General features: G+C 75.5%; 11 protein-coding genes and 1 riboswitch. Of the genes, 6 read left to right on the plus strand and 5 right to left on the minus strand.

Going from position 1 to position 14649, the window contains the following annotated elements:
- The first annotated feature begins 2 nt into the window (after positions 1-2).
- Genes ACZ6S0_RS16085 through ACZ6S0_RS16095 form a run of 3 tightly spaced genes read left to right on the plus strand, consistent with a single transcriptional unit; the run spans position 3 to position 4104 of the window.
- Positions 3-2177 carry a VWA domain-containing protein gene (locus ACZ6S0_RS16085; RefSeq protein WP_465917446.1) on the plus strand — a complete coding sequence of 725 codons (2175 nt, stop codon included), beginning with the start codon at positions 3-5 and terminating at the stop codon, positions 2175-2177.
- A 2-nt stretch (positions 2178-2179) separates the two neighbouring features.
- Complete coding sequence (cobO, locus tag ACZ6S0_RS16090; protein WP_465917450.1) at positions 2180-2782, plus strand: cob(I)yrinic acid a,c-diamide adenosyltransferase; 603 nt, start codon at positions 2180-2182, stop codon at positions 2780-2782.
- 8 nt (positions 2783-2790) lie between these two features.
- The gene (locus tag ACZ6S0_RS16095; RefSeq protein ID WP_465917860.1) at positions 2791-4104 is read left to right on the plus strand and encodes a cobyrinate a,c-diamide synthase; all 1314 of its coding nucleotides are present in this window, start codon (positions 2791-2793) and stop codon (positions 4102-4104) included.
- On the opposite strand, the gene cobN is transcribed toward ACZ6S0_RS16095, so the two are convergent.
- A complete protein-coding gene (gene cobN / locus ACZ6S0_RS16100; protein WP_465917454.1) occupies positions 4059-7769 on the minus strand; it encodes a cobaltochelatase subunit CobN in 3711 nt (1236 codons plus the stop codon). The two genes, ACZ6S0_RS16095 and cobN, sit on opposite strands and share 46 nt — an antisense overlap.
- A gap of 31 nt (positions 7770-7800) precedes the next feature.
- Positions 7801-8005, minus strand: a riboswitch (cobalamin riboswitch).
- Between the two features lie 15 nt (positions 8006-8020).
- Between cobN and cobG the strand changes: the two genes are divergently transcribed.
- From cobG to ACZ6S0_RS16115, 3 genes are read left to right on the plus strand one after another with little or no spacing between them, the layout of a single operon-like run.
- Positions 8021-9307 carry a precorrin-3B synthase gene (gene cobG, locus ACZ6S0_RS16105; protein ID WP_465917457.1) on the plus strand — a complete coding sequence of 429 codons (1287 nt, stop codon included), beginning with the start codon at positions 8021-8023 and terminating at the stop codon, positions 9305-9307.
- Positions 9304-9924, plus strand: a complete 621-nt coding sequence (locus tag ACZ6S0_RS16110; RefSeq protein ID WP_465917461.1) for a precorrin-8X methylmutase — start codon at positions 9304-9306, stop codon at positions 9922-9924. The genes cobG and ACZ6S0_RS16110 overlap by 4 nt, the downstream gene beginning before the upstream one ends.
- Before the next feature lie 5 nt (positions 9925-9929).
- Positions 9930-11408, plus strand: a complete 1479-nt coding sequence (locus tag ACZ6S0_RS16115; protein ID WP_465917465.1) for a precorrin-2 C(20)-methyltransferase — start codon at positions 9930-9932, stop codon at positions 11406-11408.
- Here ACZ6S0_RS16115 and ACZ6S0_RS16120 read toward each other — a convergent pair.
- Genes ACZ6S0_RS16120 through ACZ6S0_RS16135 form a run of 4 tightly spaced genes read right to left on the minus strand, consistent with a single transcriptional unit; the run spans position 11399 to position 14638 of the window.
- Positions 11399-12280 (minus strand): cobalt-precorrin-6A reductase, encoded by an 882-nt coding sequence (locus ACZ6S0_RS16120; RefSeq protein ID WP_465917469.1) that lies wholly within the window; start codon positions 12278-12280, stop codon positions 11399-11401. The two genes, ACZ6S0_RS16115 and ACZ6S0_RS16120, sit on opposite strands and share 10 nt — an antisense overlap.
- Positions 12265-13035, minus strand: coding sequence for a precorrin-4 C(11)-methyltransferase (gene cobM, locus ACZ6S0_RS16125; protein WP_465917472.1), 771 nt, complete (start codon positions 13033-13035; stop codon positions 12265-12267). The genes ACZ6S0_RS16120 and cobM overlap by 16 nt, the downstream gene beginning before the upstream one ends.
- Entirely contained in the window at positions 13032-14255 is a 1224-nt protein-coding gene (cbiE, locus tag ACZ6S0_RS16130; RefSeq protein WP_465917476.1) for a precorrin-6y C5,15-methyltransferase (decarboxylating) subunit CbiE, read from the minus strand. The genes cobM and cbiE overlap by 4 nt, the downstream gene beginning before the upstream one ends.
- Positions 14252-14638, minus strand: a complete 387-nt coding sequence (locus ACZ6S0_RS16135; protein WP_465917480.1) for a pyridoxamine 5'-phosphate oxidase family protein — start codon at positions 14636-14638, stop codon at positions 14252-14254. Before ACZ6S0_RS16135 ends, cbiE begins: the two co-directional genes overlap by 4 nt.
- Positions 14639-14649: the final 11 nt, after the last annotated feature.

Consider the following 14649-nt stretch of genomic DNA (forward strand, 5'->3'; position numbering starts at 1 on the left):
TTTTGATCGTCACGTATCCGTTCAGCGCCGTCGTCGGCCTCGGCGACCTGAAGCTGGCGCTGGTGCTGAACGCGGTCTCGCCCCGGGTGGGCGGGGTGCTCGTACGCGGGGAGAAGGGCACGGCGAAGTCCACGATCGTCCGCGCGCTGGCGGCCCAGTTGCCCGCGGTCGCGGTGGTGCCCGGCTGCCGGTTCGCCTGCGACCCCGCCGCGTCCGACCCGGGATGCCCGGACGGGCCGCACGAACCCGGCGTCCAGGGCACGGAACGACCGGCCGCCCTGGTCGAGCTGCCCGTCGGCGCGTCGGAGGATCGGCTGGTCGGCTCGCTCGACGTGGAACGGGCGCTGACGGAAGGCGTGAAGGCGTTCGAGCCGGGCCTGCTGGCCGCCGCCCACCGCGGCGTCCTGTACGTCGACGAGGTGAACCTGCTGCACGACCACCTCGTGGACCTCCTGCTCGACGCGGCCGCCCTGGGCACCTGCTACGTCGAACGCGAGTCGGTGTCGGTACGCCACGCCGCCCGCTTCCTGCTGGTCGGCACCATGAACCCGGAGGAGGGCGAGCTGCGCCCGCAGCTCCTGGACAGGTTCGGGCTGACGGTCGAGGTCAGGGCGTCCCGAGACCCCGGCGAACGGGCCGAGGTGGTGCGGCGGCGGCTGGCCTTCGAGTCGGACGCCGCGGCGTTCGCGGCCCGCTGGGCGCGCGAGGAGTCGGCGCTGGCGGCCCGGATCGCCGTCGCCCGCTCCAGGGTGCCCGGCGTGCGGTTGCCGGACGCGCGCCTGCGGCAGATCGCGACCGTCTGCGCGGCCTTCGAGGTGGACGGCCTGCGCGCCGACCTGGTGACGGCGAACGCGGCCATCGCGCACGCCGCCTGGCAGGGGCGCGACGTGGTGACCACCGAGGACGTACGCGCCGCGGCCCGGCTGTCGCTGCCCCATCGCAGGCGGCGCGACCCGTTCGACGCGCCGGGGCTGGACGAGAGGCTGCTCGAGGAGCTGCTGGAGCGTACGGCGGAGGACGACGACCAGCACGACCCTGAGGACGACCGCCCGAGCGGCGACCCCGACGATGACGGCCCTGACGGTGACGGCCCTGACAGCGGCGGCCCTGACGGCGGCTCGGGCGGCGGCGGGCCTGGCGGTCTCCAGCCCGACGTCTCCGGCTCCGACGGCGACGGCGGACCGGCGCGGACGCCGCCCCCGGCCGAAGGCGCCGACCCTGCCAAGCGCACCCGGCCGGGTGGCGCCGGGCCGACGCCGGACGACGCGAATGGCCCCGAGCCCTCGTCCAACGGCGGACAGCCGGGGGAAGGCGGTGAGGAGGCGGCCGGCACAGTGGCGGGGGTGACGGCGCCGTACCGGGTGCCGCTGCTGGAGGTGCCGGGGATCGGCGAGGGAGCGGTCGGCCGCCGGTCGCGGTCGCGGACCCGGCGCGGCCGGAGCACCGGCGCACGCCGCCCGTCCGGCCCGGTGCGCGACCTGCACGTGCCGGCGACGCTGCTGGCGGCGGCTCCGTACCAGCGGGAACGCGGTCGCCGCGGCCCCGGGCTGGTGCTGCGCGGCGACGACCTGCGCGAGGTGGTGCGCGAGGGCCGGGAGGGCAACCTCGTGCTGTTCGTGGTGGACGCGAGCGGCTCGATGGCGGCCCGCAGGCGGATGACCGCCGTCAAGACCGCGGTGCTGAGCCTGCTGCTCGACGCCTACCAGCGGCGGGACAAGATCGGGCTGATCACCTTCAGGGGCGCGGGCGCGGAGGTGGCGCTGCCGCCCACGTCGTCGGTGGAGGCGGGCGCGGCCCGGCTGCGTTCCCTGCCGACCGGCGGGCGTACGCCGCTGGCGGCGGGGCTGGTGCGCGCGGCCGAGGTGCTGCGCGTGGAACGGCTGCGCGACCCGGCCAGGCGTCCGCTGCTGGTGCTGGTGACCGACGGCCGCGCGACGGCGGGCGGCGACGTGGACCGGGCCGCCGCGCTGCTCCAGGGCACGGCGGGGGTCGTGGTGGACTGCGAGAGCGGGCCGGTGCGGCTCGGCCTGGCCGTCCGGCTGGCCTCCCGGCTGCGGGCCCGGCTGCTCCCCCTCGACTCGCTCACCGACCTCGGCACGGCCGTCCGCGACCACAGAACCGGCCACGGGAGCCTCCAGCACCACGGGAACCCGCACCACCACAGGAAGGCGGTCTGAGCATGCCGCAGGGGAAACCGGCCGTGGTGCCCGACGACGGGCTCACCACGCGCCAGCGGCGCACCCGTCCGCTGCTGATGGTCCACACCGGTCCGGGAAAGGGCAAGTCCACGGCCGCCTTCGGGATGGCGTTGCGGGCCTGGAACCAGGGCTGGCCGATCGGGGTGTTCCAGTTCGTGAAGTCGGCCAAGTGGCGCATCGGCGAGGAGCGGGCGCTGAGGGTGCTCGGCGACTCGGGCGAGGGCGGCGCGGTGGCCTGGCACAAGATGGGCGAGGGCTGGTCGTGGATCCAGCGGCCCGGCGCCGAGGAGGACCACGCGGCCGACGCGCGTGAGGGCTGGGAGCAGATCAAGCGCGATCTGGCGGCCGAGACGTACCGGTTCTACGTACTGGACGAGTTCACGTACCCGCTGAAGTGGGGGTGGCTGGACCTGGACGACGTGCTGGCGGCGCTCACGAGCCGGCCGGGGAGCCAGCACGTCGTGATCACCGGACGGGACGCGCCCGAGCGGCTGGTCGAGGCCGCGGACCTGGTGACGGAGATGGGCAAGGTACGCCACCCCATGGACGCCGGGCAGAAGGGCCAGAAGGGCATCGAGTGGTAGTCCCCCGGCTGGTGATCGCCGCCCCGTCGTCGGGCAGCGGCAAGACGACGGTGGCCACCGGGCTCATGGCGGCGCTGCGGGCGCGCGGGCTGCGGGTGTCGCCCCACAAGGTGGGCCCCGACTACATCGACCCGGGCTACCACGCGCTGGCCGCGGGACGTCCTGGGCGCAACCTGGATCCGTGGCTCGTCGGGGAGTCGCTCGTCGCCCCGCTGTTCCTGCACGGCGCGGCGGGATGCGACGTGGCGGTGGTCGAGGGCGTGATGGGCCTGTTCGACGGCAAGGGGGTGACGGACTTCGCCTCGACCGCGCACGTCGCGAGGCTGCTGGACGCGCCGGTGGTCCTCGTCGTGGACGCGGCCAGGCAGAGCAGGTCGGTGGCGGCGGTGGTGCACGGGTTCGCCACGTTCGACCCGCGCGTACGGGTGGGCGGGGTGGTGCTCAACCGCGTGGGCTCCGACCGGCACGAGGAGCTGTGCAGGGCGGCGCTGGCCGCGGCGGGGGTTGCGGTGCTGGGCGCGATCCGCCGGGACGACGCGGTGTCCACGCCGTCCCGGCACCTGGGGCTGGTGCCCGCGGCGGAACGGGAGGCCGAGGCGGTCGCCGCCGTGGACCGGCTGGGCGCGCTGGTGTCCCGCTCGTGCGATCTCGACGCGCTGCTGCGGCTGGCGCGGTCGGCTCCCGCTCTGGACGCGTCCGCCTGGGAGCCGCCGCACCGTGAGGCCCGCGTCAGGCCGGTGGTCGCGGTGGCGGGCGGCGCCGCGTTCACCTTCGGGTACGCCGAGCACGTCGAACTGTTGCGGGCGGCGGGCGCGGAGGTGGCCGTCTTCGACCCGCTGCGCGACGAGCGGCTGCCCGGCGGGACAGGCGCGCTCGTGATCGGCGGCGGGTTCCCCGAGGTTTACGCCGCCGAACTCGCCGCCAACGAACCCCTGCGCGAACAGGTCGCCGCCTTCCCCGGCCCGATCGCGGCCGAGTGCGCCGGGCTGCTGTACCTGTGCGACGAACTCGACGGCCGGCGCATGTGCGGGCGCGTCCCCGGCCGGGCACGGATGACGTCCCGGCTGACGCTCGGCTACCGGGACGCCGTCGCGCTGCGCCGTACGCCGCTCACGAGGGCGGGCGAGCGGCTGCGCGGGCACGAGTTCCACCGCACCGCCACGGAGTACGCGGGCGAGCCGCTGTTCCGCTGGGACAGCGGCCACGACGGCTACGGCGACCCCGGCGTGACCGCGTCCTACCTGCACCTGCACTGGGCCGGTGCGCCCCACCTGGCTCAGCGGCTGGTGTCGTCCTCCAGGTCGCCTTCGGTCTTGAGGTAGACCTCCTGCAGGCCACGCAGGATCTCGGGGTCGGGGTGCTGCCACATGCCGCGCTCGGCGGCCTCCAGCAGGCGTTCGGCGATGCCGTGCAGGGCCCAGGGGTTGGCGCGGGCCATGAACTCCTGGTTCTCGGGGTCGAGCACGTAGGTCTCGGTGAGCTTGTCGTACATCCAGTCGGCGACCACGCCGGTGGTGGCGTCGTAGCCGAACAGGTAGTCGACGGTGGCGGCCAGCTCGAAGGCGCCCTTGTAGCCGTGGCGGCGCATGGCGGCCAGCCAGCGCGGGTTGACCACCCGCGCCCGGAAGATCCGCGAGGTCTCCTCCGACAGCGTACGGGTGCGTACGGCGTCGGGGCGGGTGCTGTCACCGACGTACGCGGCCGGGGCCTTGCCCGTGAGCGCGCGGACGGTGGCGACCATGCCGCCGTGGTACTGGAAGTAGTCGTCGGAGTCCGCGATGTCGTGCTCGCGGGTGTCGACGTTCTTGGCGGCGACGGCGATGCGGCGGTAGGCGTCCTCCATCTGCGGGCGGGCGGCGACGCCGTCGAGGTCGCGGCCGTAGGCGTAGCCGCCCCACACCGCGTACACCTCGGCCAGGTCGGCGTCGTCGCGCCAGTTGCGGCTGTCGATGAGGGGCAGCAGCCCGGCGCCGTACGCGCCGGGGGCCGAGCCGAAGATCCGCATGGTGGCCCGGCGCTCGTCGCCGCCGGTCGCGCTCACGTGGGCGCGTACGTAGTTGTCCTCGTCCGGCTCGTCCAGGCTCGCGGCGAGCCGTACGGCGTCGTCGAGCATGCCCACCACGTGCGGGAACGCGTCGCGGAAGAACCCGCTGATGCGAACCGTCACGTCGATGCGCGGGCGGCCCAGCTCGGCGAGGGGGATCGGCTCCAGGCGGGTGACCCGGCGCGACGCCTCGTCCCATTCAGGGCGGATGCCGAGCAGCGCCAGGACCTCGGCCACGTCGTCGCCCGCCGTACGCATGGCGCTGGTGCCCCAGACCGACAGCCCGACCGAGCGCGGCCACTCGCCGGTGTCGGCGCGGTAGCGCGTCAGCAGGGAGTCGGCCATGGCCTGGCCGGTCTCCCAAGCCAGGCGGCTGGGCACCGCGCGGGGGTCGACGGAGTAGAAGTTGCGGCCGGTCGGCAGCACGTTGACCAGGCCGCGCAGCGGGGAGCCGCTGGGTCCGGCCGGGACGTAGCCGCCGTCCAGGGCGTGCAGGACGTGGTCCAGCTCGTCGGTGGTGCGGGCCAGGCGCGGCACCATCTCGGTGGCGGCGAAGCGGAGCACCCGCTCGACCCTCTCCTGAGGCAGGTCCCCGCGCTCCTGAGGCAGGTCCCCGTGTTCCCGCGGAAGGTCCCCGCGGTCCTGAGGCAGGTCCCCGTGTTCCCACGGAAGGTCCCCAAGGACGGCGCGGGCCACCTCCGCCGCCGCGTCCACCGCCCAGCCGCGCTCCTCCATGCCCTCCACCAGCGCCCGCGCCGTGGCCTCCGCCCGGTCGACCGCCCCCAGGGCCGCCGTGCCGTCCTCGGCCAGCCCCAGGGCTTCGCGCAACCCGGGCAGCGTCTCCCTGCCCGACCACATCTGCCGGGCCCGCAGCATCGCCAGCACCAGATCCACCCGTACCTGCCCGACCGGCGCCTGCCCGAGCACGTGCAGCCCGTCGCGGATCTGCATGTCCTTCACCTCGCACAGCCAGCCGTCCACGTGCAGGATGAGGTCGTCGAACTCGCTGTCGTGCGGCCGGTCGGTCAGCCCGAGGTCGTGGTCCAGTCGGGCGGCCTGGATCAGCGTCCAGATCTGGGCCCTGATCGCGGGCAGCTTGGCCGGGTCCATGGCGGCGATCGTGGCATGCTCGTCCAGGAGCTGTTCCAGCCGGGCGATGTCGCCGTAGGTGTCGGCGCGGGCCATCGGCGGCACCAGGTGGTCCACCAGGACGGCGTGCGCCCGCCGCTTGGCCTGCGTGCCCTCTCCCGGGTCGTTCACGAGGAAGGGGTAGATCAGCGGCAGGTCGCCGAGTGCGGCGTCCGTGCCGCAGGCGGCCGACATGCCCGCCGACTTGCCGGGCAGCCACTCCAGGTTGCCGTGCTTGCCGACGTGCACCATCGCGTGCGCGCCGAAGTCGGCCGACAGCCAGCGGTAGGCGGCCAGGTAGTGGTGGCTGGGCGGCAGGTCGGGGTCGTGGTAGATGGCGATCGGGTTCTCGCCGAAGCCGCGCGGCGGCTGCACCATCACGACCAGGTTTCCGGCCCGCAGCGCGGCCAGCACGATGTCCTTCCCACGGTCCTTTCCGTGGTCGCTCTCGTGGACGAACAGCTCCCCCGGCGGCGGCCCCCAGTGCCGCTCCACCTGCTCGCGCAGCTCCGCGGGCAGCGTACGGTACCAGCGCTCGTAGGAGGCGGCGGAGATGCGCACCGGGTTGCCCGCCAGGTGCTCCTCGGTCAGCCAGTCCTGGTCCTGCCCGCCGGCCGCGATCAGGGCGTGGATGAGCGCGTCGCCGTCCTGCTCGGCCGCGCCGGGGAACACGCCGGGGAACCCGTCGCCCAGGTCGTAGCCCGCCTCGGCGAGCCGGGCCAGCAGCCGGACGGTGCTGGCCGGCGTGTCCAGCCCGACGGCGTTGCCGACCCGCGAGTGCTTGGTCGGGTACGCCGACAGCATCACGACCAGCCGCCGCCGTTCCGGAGGGGTGTGCCGGAGCAGGCCGTGGCGTACGGCGATGCCCGCCACCCTGGCGGCCCGCTCGGGGTCGGCGACGTAGACGGTCAGCCCGTCCCTGTCGACCTCCTTGAACGAGAACGGCACCGTGATGATCCGCCCGTCGAACTCCGGGATCGCCACCTGCGAGGCGGCGTCCAGCGGCGACAGCCCGTCGTCGTTCTCCTCCCACGCCCGCCTGGAGGTGGTCAGGCAGAGGCCCTGCAGAATGGGCACGTCGAGGGCCGCCAGCGCGCCCACGTCCCATGCCTCGTCGTCGCCGCCCGCGCCGGCGGTGGCCGGGCGCGAGCCGCCCGCCGCGAGCACGGTGACCACCAGCGCGTCCACCGTGCGCAGGGTGTCGAGCAGCTCCGGCTCCGCCGTGCGCAGGGAGGAGCAGAAGATCGGCAGCGCCTGCCCGCCCGCGTCCTCGACGGCGGCGCACAGCGTCTCGACGAACGCGGTGTTGCCCGCCATGTGGTGCGCCCGGTAGTAGAGCACCCCCACCACCGGACCGCTCCGCGACCGGGCGGGCCGCTCCAGCCGTCCCCAGGAGGGCGCCGCCGCGGGCGGCTCGAACCCATGACCGGTCAGCAGGACCGTGTCGGACAGGAACGCGTGCAACTGCGCCAGGTTGCCCGCTCCGCCGTGCGCCAGGTAGGCGTGCGCCTCGGCGCAGACCCCGCCGCTGACCGTCGACAGCTCCATCAGCTCGGCGTCGGGCGCCTGCTCCCCGCCCAGCACCACCACCGGGCGCGGCCCGGCCAGCAGCGCGTCGAGGCCCTCCTCCCAGGCCCTGCGCCCGCCCAGCAGGCGTACGACGACGAGGTCCGCTCCGGCCACCAGACCGGGGACGTCCTCGGCCGTCAGCCGGGCCGGATTGCCCAGCCGGTAGCCCGCGCCACTGGCGCGCGCGCTCAGCAGGTCGGTGTCGGAGGTGGAGAGCAGCAGGACGGTACAGCGGTCGCCAGGCACGACGCATTCCTCCCTCGGGGTCCTCGCCCCGGTCGTGGGTGACGCGACGGCCGGAGTCTCCTGGCTCCCGGATCGACGCTCACCCCGGCCTTCCCACCCGTCGCCGGGCAGTGACCTCGTGGTGGGGTTCGCTCCCCGGTCACAGTGGCGGGACCGCGCCGGTTTCGCACCGGCTTCCTCCCATTGCCATCGCCTACTGCGAAGCTTACGGCAGGAGCGACGCCCCCATAAGTGGCGTTACGCTCCTCATCGTGCCCATAGCTGACTTTTCCGGACGCATGCGTCCCGACGCCTGTCCGGGGGCGCTCCAGGTGCACGAGGCCGCCGACGGGCCGCTGGCCCGCGTCCGCCTGCCCGGCGGCGCGGTCTCCGCCGCGCAGCTCCACGAGCTGGCCTCGTGCGCGGCCGAGCTGGGCATCGGCGTGCTCGAATTGACCTCGCGAGCGAACGTGCAGGTGAGAGGGTTGAGTCGGCCCGAGGTCTTCGCCGGGCGGATCGCCTCGGTGGGCCTGCTGCCGTCGCCCGCGCACGAGCGGGTGCGCAACATCGTGGCCTCCCCGCTCAGCGGGCGCGGACCGGCCGGGGTGCTGGACGTGCTCGCGTCGGCGGACGCCCTCGACCGTGCGCTGTGCGCGCGGCCCCGGCTGGCCGGGTTACCGGGGCGGTTCCTGTTCGCCCTGGACGACGGCACGGGCGACGTGCTCGGGCTCGGCGCGGACGTCACGTTCGCGGCGACGGGGCCGCGCGACGGGCGGTTGCTGCTGGCGGGGACGGACACCGGGCTGACGGCCGGGACGGACACCGGGCTGACCGCAGATCCCGGCTCGGCGATCCCGCTCATGATCCGCGCCGCCGAGGCGTTCCTCGACGAGCGGCCCGGCGACGCTCCCCGCGCCTGGCGCGTCCACGAGCTGGCGAACGGCCCCGCCCGGATCACCGCCCGCCTGCGCGACTACCCACCGCCCCCGGCGAACGGCCACACCTCCGAACCCCGGCAATCACCAACCCCAACGGACGACTCCGCCTCCGAACCCCGGCCCGCACCGCCCACGGCAGGCCGTCTCCCCGGTCCGCGGCCGCCCGCCGCCATCGGCGGGCGGCGGGCTGGGCGGGTCGCCCAGCGGGACGGCCGGGTGGCGGTCGAGGCCGTGGTGCCGCTCGGCCGGTTGACGCCCGCCCAGGCCAGGACGCTCGCGGACGCCGGTCACCCCGTCCGCCTGACCCCTTGGCGGACCACCGTGCTGCTGGACCTCTCCCCCGCCGAGGCGGACCGGGCCACGAAGGCACTCGACGCCGCGGGCCTCGTCACCGACCCGGACTCCCCGTGGTCCGCGGTCACCGCCTGCACCGGACGTCCCGGCTGCGCGAAGGCGCTCGCGGACGTGCGGGAGGACGCGCGGCGCTGGGTGGAGAGCCTGGCGGGCGCCCCCGGGACGCCCGTTCACTGGGCCGGTTGCGAGCGGCGCTGCGGTCTGCCGCGCGGCCGGGTCGTCCAGATGATCGCTACCACAGACGGATACGAGGAACGCCAGGAGTGACCGACTACCTCCGCGACGGCGCCGAGATCTACCGGCGTTCGTTCGCGACCATCCGCGCCGAGACCGACCTCACGGGCATGCCGCCCGAGGTGGCCCAGGTGGCGGTGCGCATGATCCACGCCTGCGGCATGACCGACCTGGTCACCGACCTGGCCTGGTCCCCGTCGGTGGTCGCGCGGGCCCGCGCGGCCCTGCGCGGCGGGGCCCCGGTGCTGTGCGACGCCATGATGGTCGCCTCGGGCGTGACCAGGCGCAGGCTGCCCGCGGCCAACGAGGTGCTGTGCACGCTGGGCGACCCCCGCGTGCCCGAGCTGGCCGAACGGCTCGGAACCACCCGCAGCGCCGCCGCCCTGGAGCTGTGGCGCGACCGGCTCGACGGCGCGGTGGTGGCGATCGGGAACGCGCCGACCGCCCTGTTCCGGCTCCTGGAGCTGGTCGCCGCGGGGTCGGGACGGCCGGCCGCCGTGCTCGGCATCCCCGTCGGGTTCATCGGGGCGGCCGAGTCCAAGCAGGCGCTGGCGGACAGCGACCTGGAGTACCTGGTGGTGCACGGCCGTCGCGGCGGCAGTGCGATGACGGCGGCGGCGGTCAACGCCATCGCCAGCGAGACGGAGTGAGCGCGATGACAGGACGCCTGTACGGAGTCGGCCTCGGCCCCGGTGACCCCGAGCTGGTCACGGTCAGGACGGCCCGGCTGATCGGCGAGGCCGACGTGATCGCGTACCACGCCGCCAGGCACGGCCGCAGCATCGCCCGTTCGATCGCCCTGCCGTACATGCGCGCGGGGCAGGTCGAGGAGCTGCTGCTCTACCCGCTGACCACGGAGACCACCGACCACCCCGGCGGCTACCAGGGCGCGCTCGACGACTTCTACGCCGACTGCGCCGAGCGGCTGGCCGCCCACCTGGACGCCGGCCGGACGGTGGTCGTGCTGGCAGAGGGCGATCCGCTCTTCTACGGCTCGTACATGCACCTGCACAAGCGCCTGGCCCATCGCTACCCGACCGAGGTGGTGCCCGGCGTCACCTCGGTCAGCGCCGCCTCCGCCGTGCTGGGGCGTCCGCTGGTGGAGCGGGACGAGGTGCTGACGGTCCTGCCCGGTACGCTGCCCGCGCAGGCGCTGGCGGAACGGCTGCGCGACACCGACTCCGCCGCCGTGCTCAAGCTGGGCAGGACCTTCGAGAAGGTCCGCGACGCCCTGGCCGAGGCGGGCCGCCTCGACGACGCCTGGTACGTCGAGCGCGCCACCATGGACGCCGAGCGGGTCGCGCCGCTCAAGGACGTCGACCCGGGCGGGGTCCCGTACTTCTCGCTGGCCCTGCTCGCCAGCCCGGCCGAGCGCACGTTCGTCCCCGAACGGCCGGCGGCCGAGGGGCGGGGTGAGGTGGCCGTGGTCGGCCTGGGCCCGGCCGGGCGGCCGTGGCTGACCCCGGAGGCGCAGGAGGCGCTGGCGGCCGCGACGGACCTCGTCGGGTACGGCCCGTACGTGGACCGCGTGGCCCCCAACCCGCGCCAGCGCCGCCACCGTACCGACAACAGGGTCGAGGCCGAACGCGCCAGGCACGCGCTGGAGCTGGCCCGCGACGGCGCTCGCGTGGCGGTGGTGTCGTCGGGCGATCCGGGCGTGTTCGCCATGGCCAGCGCCGTGCTCGAAGCCGCGGCCGACTTCCCCGGGGTGCCGGTCCGGGTCGTACCCGGGCTGACCGCCGCCCAGGCGGTGGCCGCCAAGGCGGGCGCGCCGCTCGGCCACGACTACTGCGTGCTGTCGCTGTCCGACCTGCTCAAGCCGTGGGACGTGGTGGCCGGCCGGCTCACCGCCGCCGCGCGGGCGGACCTGGTGCTGGCGATCTACAACCCGGCCTCGCGCAGCCGTACGTGGCAGGTCGCCGCAGCTCGGGACCTGCTGCTGGAGCACCGGGCACCGGCCACCCCCGTGGTGATCGGCCGCGACGTCGGCGGCCCTGAGGAGAGCGTCACCGTCACCACGCTCGGCGAGCTGGACCCGGCCCAGGTGGACATGCGCTGCCTGCTGATCGTCGGCTCGTCCACGACCCGCGTCGCGGAGAACGGCGTCGTCTACACCCCTCGCCGCTACCCCTGAACCCAGGACACCGCCGCCGCCACGTCGTGGGCCACTCGAACGCCCGGGTGCGGCGGCGGCCGGTCCACCATGATCACCGGCAGCCCGGCCTCGCGGGCCGCGACGAGCTTGGCCGTGGTCAGGCGACCGCCGCTGTCCTTGGTCACCAGCGCCTCCAAGCGGTGCTCCCGGATGAGGGCGCGCTCGCCCTCGACGGTGTACGGCCCGCGGTCGAGCAGGACCCGCACGTTCGCGGGCACGGGCGGCTCTGGCGGGTCCACCGACCTGGCCAGCAGCCACACGCCGGGCAACGAGGTGAAGACCGGCAGGCTCCGGCGACCGGTGGTGAGAAAGACCCGCACCGCACCCGCCAGCCCGGCCCCGCGATCGCCGGTCGACCGCGGCTCGCCGCCCTGGCCGGGGCCGGGACCGCCGGTCGGCCACGGCTCGCGATCGAATCCCTGGCCGGGATCGCCGGTCCGATCAGGGCCGCGGGCGCCCGTTCGCCAGCCGCCGGTCGCGAGGAGGTCGGCCGCCGCCCGCAGGGAGCCGACGCGCAGCCAGGAATCGCCCGGCTCCTCCCGCCACCCCGGCCGCCGCAGGACGAGCAGCGGCACCCCGACCGCCTCGGCGGCCGTGACCGCCGACGCGGTCATCCGCTCCGCGAACGGATGCGTGGCGTCCACCAGCGCGTCGATCCGCTCGCTCACCAGCCAGCCCGCCAGCCCTTCCGGCCCGCCGAACCCGCCCTCGCGCACCTCGCCCACCGGCAGGCGCGGGTTGCTGACCCGTCCCGCCAGCGAGGACACGACGCGCAGCCCCGGGTCGGCGACGAGTTCGGCGGCCAGGGCCCGCGCCTCGGCCGTGCCGCCCAGGATCAGGACCCGCCGCACGCCCGCTCCCTGTCCGCCCGCTCCCTGGCCGCGCTGTAGAGATGGCTGTCGGGGAACTGCGTCGCCGACAGCACCCGCCCGACGACGATCACCGCCGTCCGCCTGATCCCGGCCTCGTGCACGCGCCCGGCGATGTCGGCCAGCGTCCCACGCAGGATCACCTCGTCGGGCCTGCTCGCCCGCGCCACCACCGCCACCGGGCAGTCCGCTCCGTACGAGGGCAGCAGCTCGGCCACCACCGCGTCGATCCGCTGCACGGCCAGGTGCAACACCATCGTGGCCCGGCTCACACCGAGCGTCGCGAGGTCCTCGCCGTCCGGCATGGGCGTGGCACGGGCGGACGTACGCGTCAGGACGACCGTCTGGCCGACGCCGGGCACCGTCAACTCCCGGCCGAGCGCGGCCGCCGCCGCCGCGAACGCGGGCACCCCCGGCACCACCTCGTACGGCACGCCGAGCGCGTCCAGCCGGCGCATCTGCTCGGCCACGGCGCTGAAGACGGACGGGTCGCCCGAGTGCAGCCGCGTCACGTCGAGGCCGTCGCGGTGGGCGGCGGCCAGCTCGGCGACGATCTCGTCGAGGGTCAGCTCGGCCGTGTCCACCAGCCTGGCCCCGGGCGGGCAGGCGTCGAGCAGTTCGCGCGGCACCAGCGAGCCCGCGTACAGGCACACCGGCGACGCCTCCAGCCGCCGCAGGCCGCGCAGCGTGATCAGGTCGGGGGCGCCGGGCCCCGCGCCGACGAAGTACACGGTCACGGTCGGTCCCTCTGCTCGGTAGTTTGCTTGGTGACCGACCACACGGTCACCGGCATGGCCGCCCGCCACCCGGTGAACCCGCCCACGGGCGCGGCCCGCTGAACGGCCAGGCGTACCAGGTCGCCGCCGAGCCTGGCGTACCAGTGCGCGAGGACGGTCTCGGACTCCAGGGTGACCGCGTTCGCGACGAGCCTGCCGCCGGGGCGCAGGGCGGACCAGCAGCGTTCCAGCAGGCCCGGCGCGGTCGCGCCGCCGCCGACGAACACCGCGTCCGGCTCCGGCAGCCCCTCCAGCGCGCCGGGGGCCCTGCCCTCCACCACGCGCAGCGCCGGCACGCCGAGCCGCTCGGCGTTGCGCCGGATGGCGGCGGCCCGGTCGGCCCTGTGCTCGATCGCCACGGCCGCGCACGACGGGTGGCCGCGCAGCCATTCGATGGCGACGCTGCCCGCCCCGGCTCCCACGTCCCACAGCAGTTCGCCGGGGATCGGGGCCAGGCGGGACAGGCTCACGGCGCGGACCTCCCGCTTGGTGAGCTGCCCGTCGTGCTCGTACGCGCCGTCCGGCAGCCCCGGCACCCTGGCCAGCGGTTCGGCGTCCCTGGCGAGGACGCACTCGACGGCGATCACGTGCAGCGGGGACACTTCGGGGGCCGTCCAGCCGTCGGCCGTGCCCCGCCGCTCCGACTCCGACGGGGCGCCCAGGTCCGACAGCACGGTCATCGGGCTGGGGCCGTACCCGTGCCCGGCGAGCAGCTCGGCGACCACGGACGGGGAGTCTGGGCCCGCGCCGAGCACGATGACCCGGCGGCCGGGCAGGAGGGCGGCGGCCAGGGCCGCGGGCGGGCGGCCGACCAGGCTGACCACGTCGACGTGCTCGACCGGCCAGCCGAGCCGGGCGCAGGCCAGCGACAGGGAGGACACGTGCGGCAGCACCCGGACGCGGTCCGCGCCCAGCAGCCGTACCAGGGTCGAGCCGATGCCGTGGAACATGGGGTCGCCGCTGGCCAGCACGCACACCTCGCGGGCGGCGTGGGAATCCATGAGCGCGGGCAGGGCGGGCAGCAGCGGGGACGGCCAGGCCACCCGTTCGGCGGCGGGGGCGGGCACGAGGTCGAGCTGCCGTACGCCGCCCATGAGCACCTCGGCGCCCTCCACCGCCCGCCGCGCGGCCGGGGTCAGACCGTCCCAGCCGTCCGCCCCGATCCCGACGACGGTGATCACACGTTGCCCAGCACGCGGGTCACCTGGATCTCCACGACCACCCGCGACGGGTTGACCCGGGGTGGTTTGTAGCGGGCGGCGTAGCGGCGCTCCGCGTCGGCCACCTGCTCCGGCTCGGCGCGTACGACGGCCCGGCCCTCCAGGGTCGACCAGCGGCGGCCGTCCACCTGGCAGAGCGCGACCTGCGCGCCCGAGGCACCGATGAGCCCGGCCTTGTGGGACGAACCCGAGGTGATCACCCTGGCGATGCCGGTGGCCAGGTCGAGCGTCGCGCCCACGGGCACGACGTGCGGCGGGCCGTCGGAGCGGGCGGTGGCGAGCGTGCACAGGTGCCGCTCCTGCCAGAAGGCGGCGAACGCGTCGCCCTGCGCGGCCAGGTCCACGATCCTCCTCG

The organism is Nonomuraea sp. NPDC051298 (assembly GCF_055586305.1).